Annotated in this window: 14 protein-coding genes, 1 tRNA gene and 1 pseudogene; 9 read left to right on the top strand and 7 right to left on the bottom strand. The window is 70.8% G+C overall.

Features of this window, described 5'->3' with window-relative positions:
* The first annotated feature begins 5 nt into the window (after window positions 1-5).
* The 3 genes from ACFFC4_RS15030 (at window position 6) to ACFFC4_RS15020 (ending at window position 3,638) form a co-directional block, all read left to right on the top strand.
* Window positions 6-1,994, top strand: coding sequence for a metallophosphoesterase (locus ACFFC4_RS15030; RefSeq protein ID WP_375502268.1), 1,989 nt, complete (start codon window positions 6-8; stop codon window positions 1,992-1,994).
* Window positions 1,995-2,084: 90 nt separating this feature from the next.
* Window positions 2,085-2,615 (top strand): hypothetical protein, encoded by a 531-nt coding sequence (locus ACFFC4_RS15025; protein WP_375502266.1) that lies wholly within the window; start codon window positions 2,085-2,087, stop codon window positions 2,613-2,615.
* Between the two features lie 12 nt (window positions 2,616-2,627).
* Window positions 2,628-3,638 (top strand): hypothetical protein, encoded by a 1,011-nt coding sequence (locus ACFFC4_RS15020; RefSeq protein WP_375502264.1) that lies wholly within the window; start codon window positions 2,628-2,630, stop codon window positions 3,636-3,638.
* On the opposite strand, the gene ACFFC4_RS15015 is transcribed toward ACFFC4_RS15020, so the two are convergent.
* Complete coding sequence (locus tag ACFFC4_RS15015; protein ID WP_375502262.1) at window positions 3,626-3,841, bottom strand: sigma factor-like helix-turn-helix DNA-binding protein; 216 nt, start codon at window positions 3,839-3,841, stop codon at window positions 3,626-3,628. The genes ACFFC4_RS15020 and ACFFC4_RS15015 overlap by 13 nt on opposite strands.
* An 88-nt stretch (window positions 3,842-3,929) precedes the next feature.
* Between ACFFC4_RS15015 and ACFFC4_RS15010 the strand changes: the two are divergent.
* Window positions 3,930-5,196 (top strand): annotated as a pseudogene (locus ACFFC4_RS15010) (alpha-amylase family glycosyl hydrolase).
* Between the two features lie 89 nt (window positions 5,197-5,285).
* Window positions 5,286-5,582: an ANTAR domain-containing protein gene (locus ACFFC4_RS15005; RefSeq protein ID WP_375502260.1), complete on the top strand. Its 297-nt coding sequence runs from the start codon at window positions 5,286-5,288 to the stop codon at window positions 5,580-5,582.
* A 4-nt stretch (window positions 5,583-5,586) separates the two neighbouring features.
* Here the strand turns inward: ACFFC4_RS15005 and ACFFC4_RS15000 are convergent, their stop codons facing one another.
* From ACFFC4_RS15000 to ACFFC4_RS14985, 4 genes are all read right to left on the bottom strand, one after another.
* Window positions 5,587-5,919, bottom strand: coding sequence for a DUF6221 family protein (locus ACFFC4_RS15000; RefSeq protein WP_375502258.1), 333 nt, complete (start codon window positions 5,917-5,919; stop codon window positions 5,587-5,589).
* Between the two features lie 101 nt (window positions 5,920-6,020).
* The gene (locus tag ACFFC4_RS14995; protein ID WP_375502256.1) at window positions 6,021-7,784 is read right to left on the bottom strand and encodes a SelB C-terminal domain-containing protein; all 1,764 of its coding nucleotides are present in this window, start codon (window positions 7,782-7,784) and stop codon (window positions 6,021-6,023) included.
* Window positions 7,784-9,079 (bottom strand): L-seryl-tRNA(Sec) selenium transferase, encoded by a 1,296-nt coding sequence (selA, locus tag ACFFC4_RS14990; RefSeq protein WP_375502254.1) that lies wholly within the window; start codon window positions 9,077-9,079, stop codon window positions 7,784-7,786. The genes ACFFC4_RS14995 and selA overlap by 1 nt, the downstream gene beginning before the upstream one ends.
* 24 nt (window positions 9,080-9,103) lie before the next feature.
* Window positions 9,104-9,196, bottom strand: a tRNA-Sec gene (locus tag ACFFC4_RS14985).
* 473 nt (window positions 9,197-9,669) lie between these two features.
* Here ACFFC4_RS14985 and ACFFC4_RS14980 point away from each other — a divergent pair.
* Window positions 9,670-11,820: a DEAD/DEAH box helicase gene (locus ACFFC4_RS14980; protein WP_375502252.1), complete on the top strand. Its 2,151-nt coding sequence runs from the start codon at window positions 9,670-9,672 to the stop codon at window positions 11,818-11,820.
* Here the strand turns inward: ACFFC4_RS14980 and ACFFC4_RS14975 are convergent.
* A complete protein-coding gene (locus ACFFC4_RS14975) occupies window positions 11,779-12,381 on the bottom strand; it encodes a dihydrofolate reductase family protein (RefSeq protein WP_375502250.1) in 603 nt (200 codons plus the stop codon). The genes ACFFC4_RS14980 and ACFFC4_RS14975 overlap by 42 nt on opposite strands.
* Before the next feature lie 105 nt (window positions 12,382-12,486).
* On the opposite strand from ACFFC4_RS14975, the gene selD reads away from it, so the two are divergent.
* Window positions 12,487-13,476: a selenide, water dikinase SelD gene (gene selD / locus ACFFC4_RS14970; protein WP_375502248.1), complete on the top strand. Its 990-nt coding sequence runs from the start codon at window positions 12,487-12,489 to the stop codon at window positions 13,474-13,476.
* Here selD and ACFFC4_RS14965 read toward each other — a convergent pair whose 3' ends face one another.
* Entirely contained in the window at window positions 13,477-13,971 is a 495-nt protein-coding gene (locus ACFFC4_RS14965; RefSeq protein ID WP_375502246.1) for a MarR family winged helix-turn-helix transcriptional regulator, read from the bottom strand. It lies immediately after the preceding gene.
* 117 nt (window positions 13,972-14,088) lie between these two features.
* Between ACFFC4_RS14965 and ACFFC4_RS14960 the strand changes: the two genes are divergently transcribed.
* Window positions 14,089-14,631 (top strand): YceI family protein, encoded by a 543-nt coding sequence (locus ACFFC4_RS14960; protein ID WP_375502244.1) that lies wholly within the window; start codon window positions 14,089-14,091, stop codon window positions 14,629-14,631.
* 43 nt (window positions 14,632-14,674) lie between these two features.
* On the top strand, window positions 14,675-15,325 hold the full coding sequence (locus ACFFC4_RS14955) for an FMN-dependent NADH-azoreductase (RefSeq protein WP_375502242.1): 651 nt from the start codon (window positions 14,675-14,677) through the stop codon (window positions 15,323-15,325).
* Window position 15,326: the final 1 nt, after the last annotated feature.

Raw genomic sequence — 15,326 nt, 5'->3', positions numbered from 1 at the left:
TCCCCATGACCTCACCGATCTCCGGACACCCGACGACCGTCGACGAGTACACCGACTGGAACACCCGTGAGCTGGCCCGCAGCAGCGTCACGCGGCGCAGCATGCTCAAGGCCACGATCGCCGGGGCCGGCGGCGTGGCGCTGGCCCAGTTCACGCTCGCCAACTCGGCCTTCGCCGCTGCGGGCGGCACGGCGGGGGCCGCTGGTGTCGTCATCTCGGGCCGGCACCTGTCCTTCGTCCAGGACCGCAGCGGGCGTCCCGAGTCGGCGATGGCGATCACTGCGCAGCTGGTCAGCAGGACCGGGGTGCTTCCCAACCGGCTGCGCGCCCACGTCGAGGTCGGCCACACCCGGGGCGAGTACGGGCACCGCTACGAGGCCGACATCGTGCACCTCGTCGGCCAGTACGCGATTCCCGGCGGCCCGATCGGCAGCCAGTTCTACGTCAAGGCACGCATCGACGGCCTGCGTCCGAACACCGTGTACCACTACCGGCTGCGCCTGTCCGACGGCACGGTGTCCGGCGACGCCTACTTCAGCACCGCACCGAAGTACGCCGTCGGCCGGCACTACGAGGTCCCGCCGCCGTTCACGTTCACCGCATTCGCCGACGTCGGCACCAACAACGCCCCGACCGACCCGCGCTACGCCTGGGGCCAGGACCCGGCTGCAGTGACGGCCGCCGGCGGCACCTGGCCGCGCGGCGTGTTCGACAACAACTACTACAACCCCACCGACCCGATCGCCGGGCTGAACGGCACCGACCCGCGCCCGGCGGTGTCGCTGACCAACGAGATGTCCTCGCAGCGCCCGGTGTTCACGCTGCTGGCCGGCGACATCTGTTATGCCGACCCGTCCGGCACCGGCTTGCCTGCCGACGACTCGACTGCGCTGACCACCGGCGCAGCCCCGGGGAAGAACCTCTACAACCCCTATGTCTGGGACGTGTTCCTGAACCAGATCGAGAGCCAGGCCGCCTTCACGCCGTGGATGTTCGCAACCGGCAACCACGACATGGAGCCGCTGTACGGCAACACCAAGGCGATCGGCGACAGCGCGAACCACGGTTACGGCGGCCACGAGAAGCGGCTCGACCTGCCCAAGAACGGGCCCAGGGGTTGCCCGTCGGTCTACCGCTTCGTCTACGGCAACGTCGGCGTGATCTCGGTCGACGCGAACGACCTCTCGGCCGAGATCCAGACCAACACCGGGTACTCGAAGGGCGCGCAACTGCGTTGGCTCGAGGAGACGCTGTCGGAGTGGCGCACCAACCCGGTGGTGGCCCCGACCATCGACTTCGTGGTCGCGTTCTTCCACCACTGCGCCTACTCCACGACCAACAACCACGCCTCCGACGGCGGCGTGCGCGACGTGCTGGACCCGCTGTTCACGAAGTACCAGGTCGACCTCGTCGTCCAGGGTCATAACCATCTCCTCGAGCGCACCGACCCGATCAAGAACGGCAAGCCCACCCGCAAGGCGCCCGACGGTTCGACGGTCTTCCCGCGCACCGACGGCGTCACCTACCTCTGCGTCGGTTCGGGAGGGCGGCCGCGCTACCCGTTCCGTCCGGCGCCGAGTGCCGCTGCTCCGGCCCCGGCCGGGGTGACCCCGCAGGGCCCGCAGGCCCTGGCCGAAGGGCAGCGCTACCGCGGATACCAACCGCCGGGCGGTGCCAACACGACCGAGAACAACACCGAGAACGTTCTCAACAGCTACGTCTGGTCCAAGGACGGGACGGCCGTCAACGCGTCCGGCTACCCGGCGGGAACCAAGGTGCCCGAGACGATCGAGTGGTCGCAGGTGCGTTACGACGACTACGCGTTCATCGCCGTCGACGTGGTTCCGGCCCGGCCGGGACGCCCGACCACCTTCACCATCCGCACGTTGGCCGACGCGTTGCCCGGCAGCAACGAGCAGCTGACCGAAATCGACAAGGTGACGTTGCGTCGCACGGCCGGTGAGAACCGCATCGCAGGGCACCACCGACCCTGAGCTGACGGCTGATGAGTGCCGCCGGTGAGCCACACCGTTTTCTCATTCGAACAGCAGCACGGTGGGTGGCACCAACCGGACGGAGGACCCTTGATCGGCACGGCGCCGGCCCCGCCACTTCGCCGCCGGCGACGGCCGAATGTTGTCGGCATCCAGTTCGCCGTCTTCGTCCTGGCGCTCGCCGCCCGCCTGGCGGTCGTGCTGCGCCACGGGGGGCTGCACGGGGACTACGGCTACGACGCCGGCGTCTACTTCGCCGGCGGTGACGCCTTCGCGCACGGCCGGTTGCCGTACCGCGACTTCGTCCTGCTGCACCCGCCGGGTCTCATGCTCGTCCTCACCCCGTTCGCAGAGCTCACACGGGTGGTCAGCGACGAGTCGGCGTTCACCGTCACCGTGCTGGCCGTCACCGTGCTCGGCGGTGTCAACGCCGTCCTGGTCATGCGTGTGGTGCGCCGTCTCGGCCTCGGCCCGCGTGCTGCCACCGTGGCGGGACTGTTCTACGCGCTGTGGTTCGGCGCGGTCGGCAGCGAGTTCCTGATCAAGCTGGAACCGGTCGGCAACCTGTTCTTCTTGCTCGGGCTGCTGGCGGCGCTGCGAGCCCGCCCCGACGGTCCGTGACGCTGGTCGCTGTTGGCCGGCGTGGCGCTCGGGGCCACGGTGAGCGTCAAGATCTGGTGGATCGTGCCCTTCGCCCTCACGGTGCTCTGGGTGGGGTGGCGGTTGCGTGCACCCCGGCAGCTGTGCGCCGTCCTGGCCGGGGCGGCGCTGATCACGGTGGTGGTCGACGGGCCGTTCTTCGTGGCGGCGCCGCACGCCATGTGGTCGTCGGTGATCCAGGACCAGGTCTCGCGCCCCGACACCGGCTCGCGGTGGCTGCGCCTCGCCGACCTCAGTTCGCTGCCGCGATTGACGGGGGCGCTGTCGCACCCGGTCACGGTGGCGGCCGGCGTGCTGGTGCTGCTGTTGGGCGCCGTCCTGGTCCTGCGCGCCTGGGGCGTCGTCGCCGCGCGGCCGGCCGTGGTGCTGCTCGTCGTGCAAGCCGTGGTGTTACTCGCTTCACCGTCGTGGTTCCCTTACTACGCAGACTTCCTGGCCGTCGCGGCGGCGATCACCTGCGGCGCCGCGGTGCTACCCCGGCGCCCGGTTCGGCGCCGGCCGGCAGCCATCGGGCTACCGGTCGGCTGGGTCACTCTCGCTGCAGCCGCCGCGATCACGGTGCCGGCCCTGGTGATCGGCCGGGACGCGGTCGTCCCGTTCCGCGGCGCTGCCGCGTTGGAGCGCGCAACCCGTTCCGTGCAGTGCGTGAGCAGCGACTCGCCGACGGGCCAGATCGAACTGGACGCGTTGACCCGCGGCCTGACCCATGGCTGCCGCAATTGGGTCGACGTCACCGGCCGCACGTACGGTCCCGACCGCAGTGCGTCGCGACGGATCGACAACCGGCGCTGGCAACGTGACCTGACCGATTACCTGCGCTCGGGCGGTGCCATCCTCATCGTCCGCCCGCACGGCAGCGGTATCGCACCGGCGACGTGGGACGCCATCAGCAGCGGAGGAGTGCTGGCCCGGGCCGCGGGCCACGTCGTCTACCGGGCCGCTCCGCTCGGGCGCACCGGGGGCGCTGCCGCTCAGGCCGGCTGACCGAGGGCGCGCAGACCCGCGGCCACCCGCCGGGCGAACTCGGTCAGGCTCACGTTGAGCCGCGCCGCGGCCTCCAAGAGCGTCAGCCCGTCGCGGTACACGAGCCGCAGCGCCTGCAACTGCTCGTGCGGCAGGACGTCCAGGTGGGCGAACGTCTCCCGGGCCCACGCCAGGCGCTCGTCCCGTGCGACGTCGTCGTCCACGACCGACACGCTAACGGCGTCCGGTAACGGATCGGCATCCGGACACGCCGCCGGCACGGGGCGGACACGCGTGGGCCATGATCATCGTGTGCCCGACGACGCGACCAGCTGGGTGCAGCATGCGATTTGGTGGCACGTCTACCCGCTCGGGTTCACCGGTGCCGACACGACCGGGGCCGACCGCTCGTTCGCGCCCCGGTTCGACCACCTGATCGGCTGGCTGGACTACGCCCTCGAGCTGGGCGTGAACGGCTTGGCGCTCGGGCCGGTGTTCGCCTCGGGCAGCCACGGTTACGACACCGTCGACCACCTGCACGTCGACGACCGGCTCGGCGGCGACGAGGCATTCGACCGGCTGGTCGCCGCGGCCCGCGAGCGCGGGTTGCGGATCATGCTGGACGGCGTGTTCCACCACGTCGGGCAGGATTTCGTCGGCCTCGACGGGGCGCGGGCCGGGTGGTTGCGCCGCGATCGGCACGGCATGGTCCAGACGTTCGAGGGTCACGACGCCCTGCTCGCCCTGGACCACGGCAATACCGAGGTCGCCGAGTACGTCGCCGAGGTCATGACGCACTGGCTCGACGCCGGCGCCGATGCGTGGCGCCTCGATGCGGCCTATGCCGTAGCGCCGCAGTTCTGGCCGGGTTGTGCTCGAGCGGGTCCGCCGGGCGCACCCCGCCGTCTACGTACTGGGCGAGATGTTGCACGGCGACTACGCCACCTACGTCGAACGCTCGGGCCTGGACTCGGTGACGCAGTACGAGCTGTGGAAGGCGATCTGGAGCTCGATCGCCGACGCGAACCTCTTCGAGCTGGACTGGACGCTGCAGCGCCACAACCGCCTGCTCGACGCCTTCGTGCCGTACACCTTCGTCGGCAACCACGACGTCACCCGCATCGCCACGGCGGTCGCGAATCCGAGACATCACGGCCACGCCGCCGCGCTGCTGCTGACCCTGGGCGGCACCCCGGCGATCTACTACGGCGACGAGCAGGCCCTGACCGGTCGCAAGGAGGACCGCGTCGGCGGTGACGACGCCGTGCGGCCGGCGTTCCCTTCCACGCCGGGCCAGCTCGGGGCCGTCGGTGAGGAGGCCCGGCGCACGCATCAGCAGCTGATCGGGGTGCGACGTCGGCACCCTTGGCTGCACACCGCGCATAGCAGGACCACGACGCTGACGAACCACACCATGGTGTTGCGCCTGACCGGCGGCGGCGCGCTGAGTGTCGCGCTCTGCCTGGCCGACGAGCCGCTCGAGCTCGAGGCCGCCGGGACGGTACTGGCCGGGTCTGCCGACAACCTGAGCGCCGGCCGGTGGCGCGTCCCGGGGCATGGCTGGGCTGTGTTGGGGTAGCTGGCTACGCTCACCCCTGTGACCGACCTCCGCTTCGCTCCGGCCGCCGAAGGCCATGCCCGTTCGTCCTGCTCCGACTGCGCCGTCTCATGACCCTCGAGCAGACGCAAGCAGACGCGGCGGTGGAACGATTCGTCTCCGAGCGCGACCTGCTGACCGAGTGTCAGGGTGAGTTGCAGTTCGTCAACGAGGAGCTGGAACACCTGCGGGCGGCGCTGGTGTCGGCTCGTCGCATCGGAGCGGCGATCGGCATTCTGATGGGGCAACGCCACATCAGCGACGACGCGGCGTTCGCGTTGCTCAGTGACGCCAGCCAGCGCACCAATCGCAAGTTGCGGCACGTCGCCGACTACGTGCGGCGCACGGGCACGCTCGACGGCCTGTAGGCGCTCAGCTCGCGGTCGCGTACTGGGCGTTCCATTCCGCCCGGTAGGCCTTGTGGTCGGCGTACGGCGAGGCGAGGGAGAGCAGGATGCGGGTCGCGTGCTCGCGCACCGGCTTCTCCCGGGGCAGGTCGCGCAGGACGAGCAATTGCTGGACCGCGCCCGTCACCTGACGGCGGGCCAGGCAGTCGGCCCTGCGGTGCTCGAGATCGGCCACGCGGGAATCGTCCTGGCCGCGCAGCGAGCGGGCGCTGCGCCGGATGACGGCTTCCTCGTCGTCCAGGCGTGCCAGGACGAAACGGACGACCTCGGTGGGGGCAAATGCGACGGGACGGGACATAGGAAAAGCCTCCGGAACGAACACGGGAGGCCGCTAGCTCGACCGTACGAGGACATACCCAATACAACCCCGTCGTAACCGTACGGACGGTGCTCTTCGGGTCAACGGACCCGTCGTGACCCGGCGCCGACCCGCTCGGTGCGGCCGAGATCGTCCAGGTGCTCCAGCAGGGGCACGACCACCCGTCGCGTGCTGCCGAGCGCCTGGCGCGCCGAGCTGGTCGTGAACGGCTGGGGCAGCGCGCGCAGCCGCTCCACCGCGAGCGGGATCGCGGCGGGCAGCAGCACGATCTCGGGCGAGACGCGGTACAGGCGACCGAGCCGTGCGGCCGCCGCGAGCTCGCGCGGGCCCATCCCCAGCCTCGACAGCTCCTCGCGCTCGGGAGCGGCGAACGGGTCGGCGCGCAGCCGTTGCTCGAGCTCGTGGACCGCCCGCTCGGCCCGGCCCAGGGAGCGTTCGGCCGAAGGCAGGGTGACCCGGCCGCCGTCCATGACCAGCCCGGCCTCGCGCACGACGTGGCCCAGGACCTGCCCGGCGTCGGGCAGGCCGAGCGCTCGGCGCAGGGCAGGGAGGGGCAGCCCGGGCTCGAGCGGCTCGATCGCGGCATGCTCGGCCGCCGCGCGTCGCGCCTGCTCGGCCCACGCCGCCCAGCACGGCGGGTCGACGAGCCATTCGCCCTCGCCGGGCAGCGCGTCGACGTCCAGCCCGAGCCGGCGCAGGTGGTCGCGACGTACCAGCCCGCGACGGGCGACCTCCTCGGCGGCGTCGAGGCGCGGACGGCCGTCGGCCAGTGTCGCTGCGCGCGCGGCTGCGGCGCCGCGGCGACCCAGGGCCGGCGGGTCGGGGTCGAGGACCAGCACACCGGCCGCGACCGACTGCCGGCCGGGGTCACGCAGCACGGCCCGGTCGCCGGCCCGCAGCGGCAGCGGGCGGCTGGTCGAGAGCCGCACCGCCCGGCCGCCGAGCGGGCGCAACCGCACCGGCACTGCCGCCGTGCCGACGTGCAGCACCAGCTCGCCCGGCAGGGCAGCCGTAACCCGTGACTCCAGGTCGGCGTCGAAGGTGTCGGTGAGGTGCCACGCGCCCGGCGTCAGCAGCAGGTCTCCGCGACCGACGTCGGCGTCGGGTACCCCGCGCAGGTTCACCGCGACGCGGGCGACCGCGCCCAACGATGCGTGGCCCGCTCCGGTGCTCTGCAATCCGCGCACGGTGGCTGTTCGCGTGCCGTCGGCCGTCAGGACCGTCAGCTCGTCGCCCACGGCGACACAGCCCGCAGCCAAGGTGCCGGTGATCACCGTCCCCGCGCCCCGGATGGTGAAGCTGCGATCGAGCCATAGGCGGATCGGCGCCTGATCGTCCGGTGCGGGGAAGCTCGCGACGAGCCGGTCGAGCGCCGCGCGCAGGACGTCCAGACCGGCGCCCGTCGCTCCGGACACCGCGACGGCCTCGACCACGCCGAGGCTGCTGGCCGCGAGCTGGGCACGGGCGTCGGCGAGGGCCGGGCCGGGATCGGCGAGATCACTGCGGGTCACAGCCAGCACCGCGCGCTGCACCCGCAGCGCGTCGATGGCAGCGAGGTGCTCGGCCGACTGTCGCGACCAGCCCTCGTCGGCGGCTACGACGAACAGCACCGCCGGCGCGGGGCCCAGTCCGGCGAGCATGTTGGCGATGAAGCGCTGGTGACCCGGGACGTCGACGAAGGCCAGCTGTTCCCCGGACGGCAACCGCGTCCAGGCGTAGCCGAGGTCGATGGTCATGCCCCGGCGACGCTCCTCGGCGAAGCGGTCGGGCTCCATGCCGGTCAGGGCGCGCACGAGCGTCGACTTGCCGTGGTCGACGTGTCCGGCGGTGGCGAGGACGTGCATTAGCTCGCGGCGGCTGAACGTGCGACGGCCGCGGCCACCGCGCTAGCGACGGCCGTGTCGTCCTTCGGCTCTACGCAGCGCAGGTCAAGCAGCAGGTGACCGGCCTCCACCCGACCGACGACGGGCGGTGTGCCGGTTCGTAGCGGGGCGGTGAGCGCCGGTGGCAGGGCCACCGCCCAGCCCGGCAACGGCACGCCGGGCGCGCCGCCGCCACCCACCGCGCCGTCGCTGGCGACGACCTTCCCGCCGACAAGTGCGGCCAGCGCCTCGCAGCGGGTCCGCAACGTGTCGGGATCGGCGGTGAGGTAGCGGGCGGTCGGTGATCGGGGACCGGTCAGTGTTGCTTCGAGGGCGGCGATGGTCAGCTTGTCGACGCGCAGCGCGCGAGACAACGGGTGCCGGCGCAGGCGTTCGAGCACGGTCGCGTCGCCGAACAGCAGCCCCGCCTGCGGGCCGCCGAGCAGCTTGTCGCCGCTGCAGGTGACCACGGCCGCGCCGGCCCGCACCGCGGTGGTGACATCGGGTTCGTCGGGCAGCAGTGGATGCGGCGCCAATAGGCCGCTGCCGACGTCGGCGATCACCGGCACCCCCAGCCGGGCCAGCTCCGCGACGGGGACCGCGCTGGTGAAGCCCTCGACCCGGAAGTTGCTGGGGTGCACCTTGAGGATCGCGCCGGTGTCGGTGGTGATCGCGTCCGCGTAGTCGCCAGGGTGGACGCGGTTGGTGGTGCCGACCTCGCGCAGCCGCACACCGGTGGAAGCGATGAGGTCGGGCAAGCGGAAGCCGTCGCCGATCTCGACCATCTCGCCCCGGCTGACGATCAATTCACGGCCCGCAGCCAGCGCGGTGGTGGCCAGCATCAGCGCGGCGGCGCCGTTGTTCACTGCGAACGCCGCGCCGGCGTCCGGCACGGCCTGGGCCAGCGCCGCGAGCAGGCCACGGCCGCGCCGGGCCCGTTGCCCGTCGGCAAGATCGAACTCGACGTCCACGTAACCCGCCGAGGCGGCCACTGCGTCGCGCGCCTGCTCCGACAACGCAGCCCGGCCGAGGTTGGTGTGCAGCACGACGCCGGTGGCGTTGAGTACCGGCCGCGCGCTGGCCGCGCGTGCTGGCAGGGCTGCAACCGCAGCGGCAGCGACGTCGTCCGCGGCTATCCGACCGTCGCGCGCGAGCTGCAGCGCGTCGCGCACGGCTGCCTTCACCAGCTCGCGGCCGAGACGATCGGCTGCCGTCATCAACCGCGGGTCGGCCAGCACCGCGTCGGTGCGCGGTACCTGCCGTCGCGGGTCGGACACGCGGACCTCCGATGTGCTAGTCGGCGGAGGCGGACGGGAATCGAACCCGCCAAGCCGAGGTACTCGACTTCACCGGTTTTGAAGACCGGGAGGGCCACCAGGCGCCCGTACGCCTCCAACCGCGACGCTACCCGGCGGTCCGGTGAGTCGCGGGGCACGGGTTGCTCGCGGCCGCACGTTTCGCGAGTTGGCTGGGTGCATGGCCACCACAACGATGAAGCGGCAACGGGCTCGACACCGCGTGTCGCACCGGTTGGCGCACCAGCGTCGTCGTCCGGAACGCGGGGGTGGTTCACACCTCCGAGCGTGTCCGCTGACGGCGCCTTTCGGTGGCACGTATTGTTGGGAGTGCGCGCACCCGTTTGTCGGGAGACGGTGAGCGCCGGTGACACCCTGCGAGGCGGCGCAACGGCGCGCTTCGCGAGTCGTGCGGTCGTCGTCGACTCCCGTGACTCGACCGTGTGGATTCATCACGTACAGGGGTTGCTCGGACGGCCGCCCACGGCTCGCGGGGCAACATCTCGCAGGTCGAACGACGTACGTGGACCGAACCCACGCGTGGGCTTGCGCTGCGCGCTATGGAGGAATGAGTGGCTCGACCAGCTCGACGTCAGGCGACTGCTCGTCAGACGACTGCCGACCAACGGCGACGCGATCCTGCGCCCGGGAACATCATCTCGACGCTGGCCCGTGCCGTCCGCGAGGTCGAGGCAGCGGTAGAGCGCCGACGCGTGTCTCCCGCCGTGCGGATGAAGTTCCAGGCCGCTGCACTGCTCGTGCGCGTAGAACACACGCGGGTCCAGAACGACCGAGCGAGCAGCCAGACCCGCCGGGCCGAGGAGCTCAAGCGACTCGACGGGATCGCGACGATCCTCGCCAAGACCGCGGTGCGTGATCCTGCGCTTCTCGCCCTGCTCGCCGAGGACGCCGCTGTCTCTGACGCCACTCGGTCGTTAGCGAACGAGATGCTGCGGTCGGCAGGCCTCGAACCGGTGCCGGAACAGGCTGCGCCTGCGGAACAGTCCACCATCGACAACAGGTCCGAGAGCCGCCTCGTCCCGCGCTCGGTGGCTTCTCGTCAGCTGGCCAGCCCGTTCCTCGCCCCGGACTTCTCAGCGGTCCGGTCCGGCCCGGTCACCCCGCGCCGCCTCGCTGGTTGGGAGTTGCTCAACCCACTGCTGAGCTCGTTCGAACGCGCCGCCAGCGGGGCGCCGGCGTGCATGGACCTCCCCACTGCGACGCACCTGCGTCTGTCCACAAAGCAGGAGCTGATGCCGCACCAGATGCAGCTGGTCGCCGCCGCCGCGGCCGGCCACCGAACGTTTCTGCTCGCCGACGAGCCGGGGTTGGGCAAGACGGCGCAGGCGCTGCTCGCCGCCGAGGTGGCGAACGCGTACCCGTTGCTGGTGGTCGTGCCGAGCGTCGTGAAGATCAACTGGCTGCGCGAGGCCGGGCTGTGGACGCCGAACCGCTCCACCACGGTGGTGCACGGCAACGGCGACACCGTCAATGGCTTTGCCGACATCGTGGTCGTCAACTACGAGGTGCTGGACCGGCACATCGGCTGGCTCGGCAGCTTCGGGTTCCGCGGCATGGTCGTCGACGAGGCGCACTTCATCAAGAACAAGACTTCGCAACGTTCGCAGCACGTCCTGAACCTGTCGCAGCGCATCCGCTCGCGCACCGCTCGCCCGCTGCTGATGGCCCTCACCGGTACGCCGCTGATCAACGACATCGACGACTTCCGCGCCATCTGGCAGTTCCTCGGCTGGATCGACGACACCGAGCCACTCGCCGAGCTGACGACCGCGCTCGAGGACATCGGCCTCACACCCGCCGATCCAGGTTTCTACCCTGCCGCCCGGTCGTGCGTCATCAACCTCGGCATCGTCCGTCGACGCAAGGTCGACGTCGCGGCCGACATCCCCGCCCGCCGCATCGCCGACCTGCCGGTCGAGCTCGACGACAAGGCCGCCCGCTCGATCCGGGCCGCCGAGCGTGACCTCGCTCGACGGCTCGTCAAGCGGTACGAGACCGCGCTCGCTGCTCGCCACAGCGACCCGGTCGAGGGCATCGACCACGACCTCGTGCGCAAGGTCGCTGTGACGGAGCAGAAGGACACGAGCGAGACGTCGGCCGGCGAGAACGTGTTCAGCATGATGCGACGCATCGGCCAGGCGAAGGCCGGCCTCGCCGCCGACTACGCGGCACAACTCGCGCGCAGCGCCGGCAAGGTCGTCTTTTTCGCCAAGCACGTCGACGTCATGGACGTCGCGCAGGAGGTGTTCGCGAAGCAGGACATCCGTTTCTCGTCCATTCGGGGCGATCAGACGCCGACCGTTCGGCAACGCAACATCGACGCCTTCGTCAACGATCCGGACGTCGCCATCGCGGTCTGTTCCCTGACTGCCGCGGGCGTCGGCCTGAACCTTCAGGTCGCGTCGAACATCGTGCTGGCCGAACTGTCCTGGACGAACGCGGAGCAGACCCAGGCGATCGACCGCAGCCACCGCATCGGTCAGACCGAACCGGTCACTGCCTGGCGCATCATCGCTGCGCGGACCATCGACAGCCGGATCGCCGGGTTGATCGACAGCAAGGCCGGCCTGGCCGCCCGTGCGCTCGACGGCTCGGACGACGAGGTGTCGTCGTCGGCCGACGTGCAGCTCGAAGCTCTCGTCGCCCTGTTGACCGACGCGTTAGCTGACGCGTCGATAGCGGATGTGGGTGGTCAGCGGTGAGTGCAGCACCTCGCCAGGTTCGAAGTCGAAGTCAACCCCGTCGAAGATGCGCTCTCCCGAGCCGAGCAGGACGGGTGCGATGTCGAGGGTGAGCTCGTCGATCACCCCGGCTGCCAATGCTTGCCGGACGGTCGAGGCCCCACCGGCGATGTCGACCCCGTCGTTCCCGGCGGCCTGACACGCTGCGGCGTAAGCCGCGTCGAAGCCGTCGGTGACGAAGTGAAAGGTCGTCCCCCCGTCACGCTCGATCGGATCATGGCGGTGATGGGTCAGCACGAACACCGGCGCGTGATATGGCGGTTCCGGGCCCCACCAGCCGGACCAGTCCTCATTCCAGTCTCCGCGGATGGGGCCGAACATGTTGCGCCCCATCACGTACGCACCCCGGGGGCGCATGAGCCACTCGTTCGCGATCCTGTCGGCGTCGTTGGCCCGCGGGTCGCCGATGTGCCAGCCGTGCAGCTCTCGACCCCGCTTGCCCAGGGGGTCTTCCCGGCTCTGATTCGGCCCCGCGACGAAACCGTCCAACGAGATCGACATGTGGCAGGTGGTGTCCGGCACGGCGAACCTCCTGAACGAGTGCGAAGTGCGGGCGGCCGGGCGCACGCTAGCAGGTCATCGCCGAAAGGGAGTGAGCCGAACTGGCTACGTGGATACCGTGGCGCTATGAGCGCTTCGACGGGCATCCGGCTGACCCAGTACGCCCACGGCGGAGGGTGCGCCTGCAAGATCCCACCGGGTGAGCTCGAAGACATCGTCCGCGGCCTGACCGGTGACGCGTCGCCCGACCTGCTCGTCGGCCTGGACGACGGTGACGACGCAGCCGTGGTGCGCCTCGACAACAACACCGCGGTAGTGACCACCGCCGACTTCTTCACCCCCGTCGTCGACGACGCCTACGACTTCGGCCGGATCGCCGCGGCCAACGCGCTCTCCGACGTCTACGCGATGGGTGGACGCCCGATCGTGGCCGTCAATCTGGTCGGCTGGCCTCGCGACGTGCTGCCGGTCGAGCTGTTGGGCGAGGTGCTGCGTGGCGGGGCTGATGTAGCAGCCATGGCGTCCTGCATCGTGGGCGGTGGGCACAGCATCGACGACCCCGAGCCGAAGTACGGCATGGCCGTCACCGGCGTCGTGCACCCCGACCGGCTGCTGCGCAACGACGCGGCACGTCCCGGGTTGCCGATCAGCCTGACCAAGCCGCTCGGCGTGGGTGTCCTGAACAATCGGCACAAGTCGACGGGGGAGACGTTCCCGCAGGCCATCGAGTCGATGGTGGCGTTGAACGCCGACGCCGCCCAGGCCGCCGTCGCCGCGAACGCACGTGCCGCCACCGATGTCACCGGCTTCGGTCTGCTCGGGCACCTTTACAAGATGATGCGCGCGTCGGGCGTGTCGGCCATGATCGACGCCGCCGCGGTGCCCTACCTCGACGGTGCGCGGGACGCGCTGCGCGACGGCTTCGTCAGCGGCGGCACCCGGCGCAACCTGGACTGGGTACGCCCGCAGCTGTCCGCGTCGGTGTCCGAGGACGAGCTGTTGCTGCTGGCCGACGCGCAGACCAGCGGCGGCTTGCTGGTGATCGGCGAGGTGCCCGGTGCGCCGGTGATCGGCGAGACCGCGGCCCGTGGCGCGGCTGCTATCAGCGTGCGTTGATCAACACGGGCCTGCACCCGAAGCGATGTCGTCGATCGGGCAGCCCGCGTCGGGGGAGGTCTGGGCGGCCCGCGCCACGCGTTCGATCATGCTGCGGAAGGCTGTCGCCTCCCGCTCGTCGAGCGGGGCGAGCAGTCGGTCCTCGACCTCGCGTAGCCGGGCGCTGTACTCCCGCAGAGCCGAGCTGCCCCGTTGCGTGATCAGGATCTGACGGGCGCGGCGATCGGCCGGATCGGGGCGACGCTCGACAAGCCCGGCGGTTTCCAGTTCGTCGAGCAGGTAGGTCATCACGGTGCGGTCGACGCCCAGGGCGTTGGCCAGCGCGAGCTGCGAGGGCGGGCGGCCCTGCGCGATGGTCGCGAGTACGAGGTGCCCGCGAGGACCACCCGGTAGGTCCGCGACCGACGCCGACGCCCACTGCCCGAACGCGCGCATCGTCGCCGACAGGCCCCAGCCCAGCTCGGCGTTGCAGCCGGCGGCCGGGCCCGTAGTCATGTGCTCAGCTTAACCGCGCGACGCAGGACGACGGCCAGCTGCGATGTGTCCCTCGTCATGCCGTCTGTCCGACAGATGCTCTTGACGACAGACGATCGGTCGGGTTTCGTATTGACCATGACATCGCTTCCGACTTCCCCGACCTTGCTCACCTCCGATGCGGCCGTCGGTCGGTGGACGCTCGACCCGGCCCGCACCCAGGTGCGGATCACCCACAAGACCTTCTGGGGGCTCGGGTCCGTCAAGGGGGTGTTCACCGAGGTCAGCGGCCACGGCGAGATCTCGGCCGAGCACGGTGTCACCGGCGCCATCACCGTCGCCGCGGCGTCAATCGACACCAACAACGCCAAGCGCGACAAGCACTTGCGCAGCGCCGACTTCTTCGACGCCGAGACGCACCCCACCTTCGTCATCACCGTGCACTCGGCGGCCCAGGTCGGCGAACATCTCGAGCTGAGCAGCGAGCTCACTGCGCGCGGTGTCCGCGAGCCGATCACCCTGACCGCCGAGGTCAGCAACCTCGACACCGACACGCTGTCCGCGCACGTCACCGGCTCCGTTGACCGGAACCGCTTCGGGATCTCGGGCAACCAGCTCGGAATGATCAAGGACATCAGCGTCCTCGACGTCGACGCCGTCTTCACCCGCGCGACCAGCTGACGGCCGCGGCCACCCAACAACACCGAGAGAAAAGAGAAGCACCATGTCGTTGTTCCGTCTCGACGCCAGCATCCGCGTCGAGGGCTCGCACAGCCGCGAACTCGCCGACGTCGTCGAGCAGGAGTGGCGCTCGGCCAACCCCGGCGCCGACGTCGTGCGCCGTCACGTCGGCACCGAGCCCATCCCGTCCACCGCCTGGGGCGCTGCGGCGTCCACCCGCTTCATCCCCGCGGACCAGCACAGCCCCGAGCAGCGCGAGGCCGTGGCTCTGGCCGCGGAACTCACCGACGAGTTGATCCACGCCGACGCGCTGCTGTTCGCGGTTCCGCTCTACAACTTCGGCGTCTCGCAGCACTTCAAGACCTGGGTCGACCTGGTCATTACCGACCCGCGGATGGCTGCGGGCACCGACCCGGTGCTCAAGGGCAAGCCCGCCGTACTGGTCGTCGTCCGCGGCGGCGCCTACGGTGCCGGCACCCCGCGTGAGGGCTGGGACCACTCCACCGCGTGGATCCGGCGCATCTTCGAGGACGTCTGGGCGCTGGACCTCAAGATTGTGGAAGTCGAGTTCACGCTCGCCGACGTCAACCCGGCGATGGCCGAGTTCCGCGACCTCGCCAGGCAACTACGAGCTGAGGCCGAGCAGGTTGCGCGGGAGCACGGCCGCTCGCTGGGTGGGCAGCAGGCCGCCTGAG

It is taken from the genome of uncultured Jatrophihabitans sp. (assembly GCF_964244045.1).
Lineage (GTDB): Bacteria > Actinomycetota > Actinomycetes > Mycobacteriales > Jatrophihabitantaceae > Jatrophihabitans.
This window is presented reverse-complemented; position numbering and strand designations above follow the sequence as displayed.

Excerpts from the sequence above, each read along its gene's own strand:
- ACFFC4_RS14965 (WP_375502246.1), bottom strand. The coding sequence starts at position 13,971 with ATGACTACGGGCCCGGCCGCCGGCTGCAACGCCGAGCTGGGCTGGGGC.
- ACFFC4_RS15030 (WP_375502268.1), top strand. The coding sequence starts at position 6 with ATGACCTCACCGATCTCCGGACACCCGACGACCGTCGACGAGTACACC.
- ACFFC4_RS14960 (WP_375502244.1), top strand. The coding sequence starts at position 14,089 with ATGACATCGCTTCCGACTTCCCCGACCTTGCTCACCTCCGATGCGGCC.
- ACFFC4_RS15000 (WP_375502258.1), bottom strand. The coding sequence starts at position 5,919 with ATGTCCCGTCCCGTCGCATTTGCCCCCACCGAGGTCGTCCGTTTCGTC.
- selD (WP_375502248.1), top strand. The coding sequence starts at position 12,487 with ATGAGCGCTTCGACGGGCATCCGGCTGACCCAGTACGCCCACGGCGGA.
- ACFFC4_RS14955 (WP_375502242.1), top strand. The coding sequence starts at position 14,675 with ATGTCGTTGTTCCGTCTCGACGCCAGCATCCGCGTCGAGGGCTCGCAC.
- ACFFC4_RS15005 (WP_375502260.1), top strand. The coding sequence starts at position 5,286 with ATGACCCTCGAGCAGACGCAAGCAGACGCGGCGGTGGAACGATTCGTC.
- ACFFC4_RS14995 (WP_375502256.1), bottom strand. The coding sequence starts at position 7,784 with ATGCACGTCCTCGCCACCGCCGGACACGTCGACCACGGCAAGTCGACG.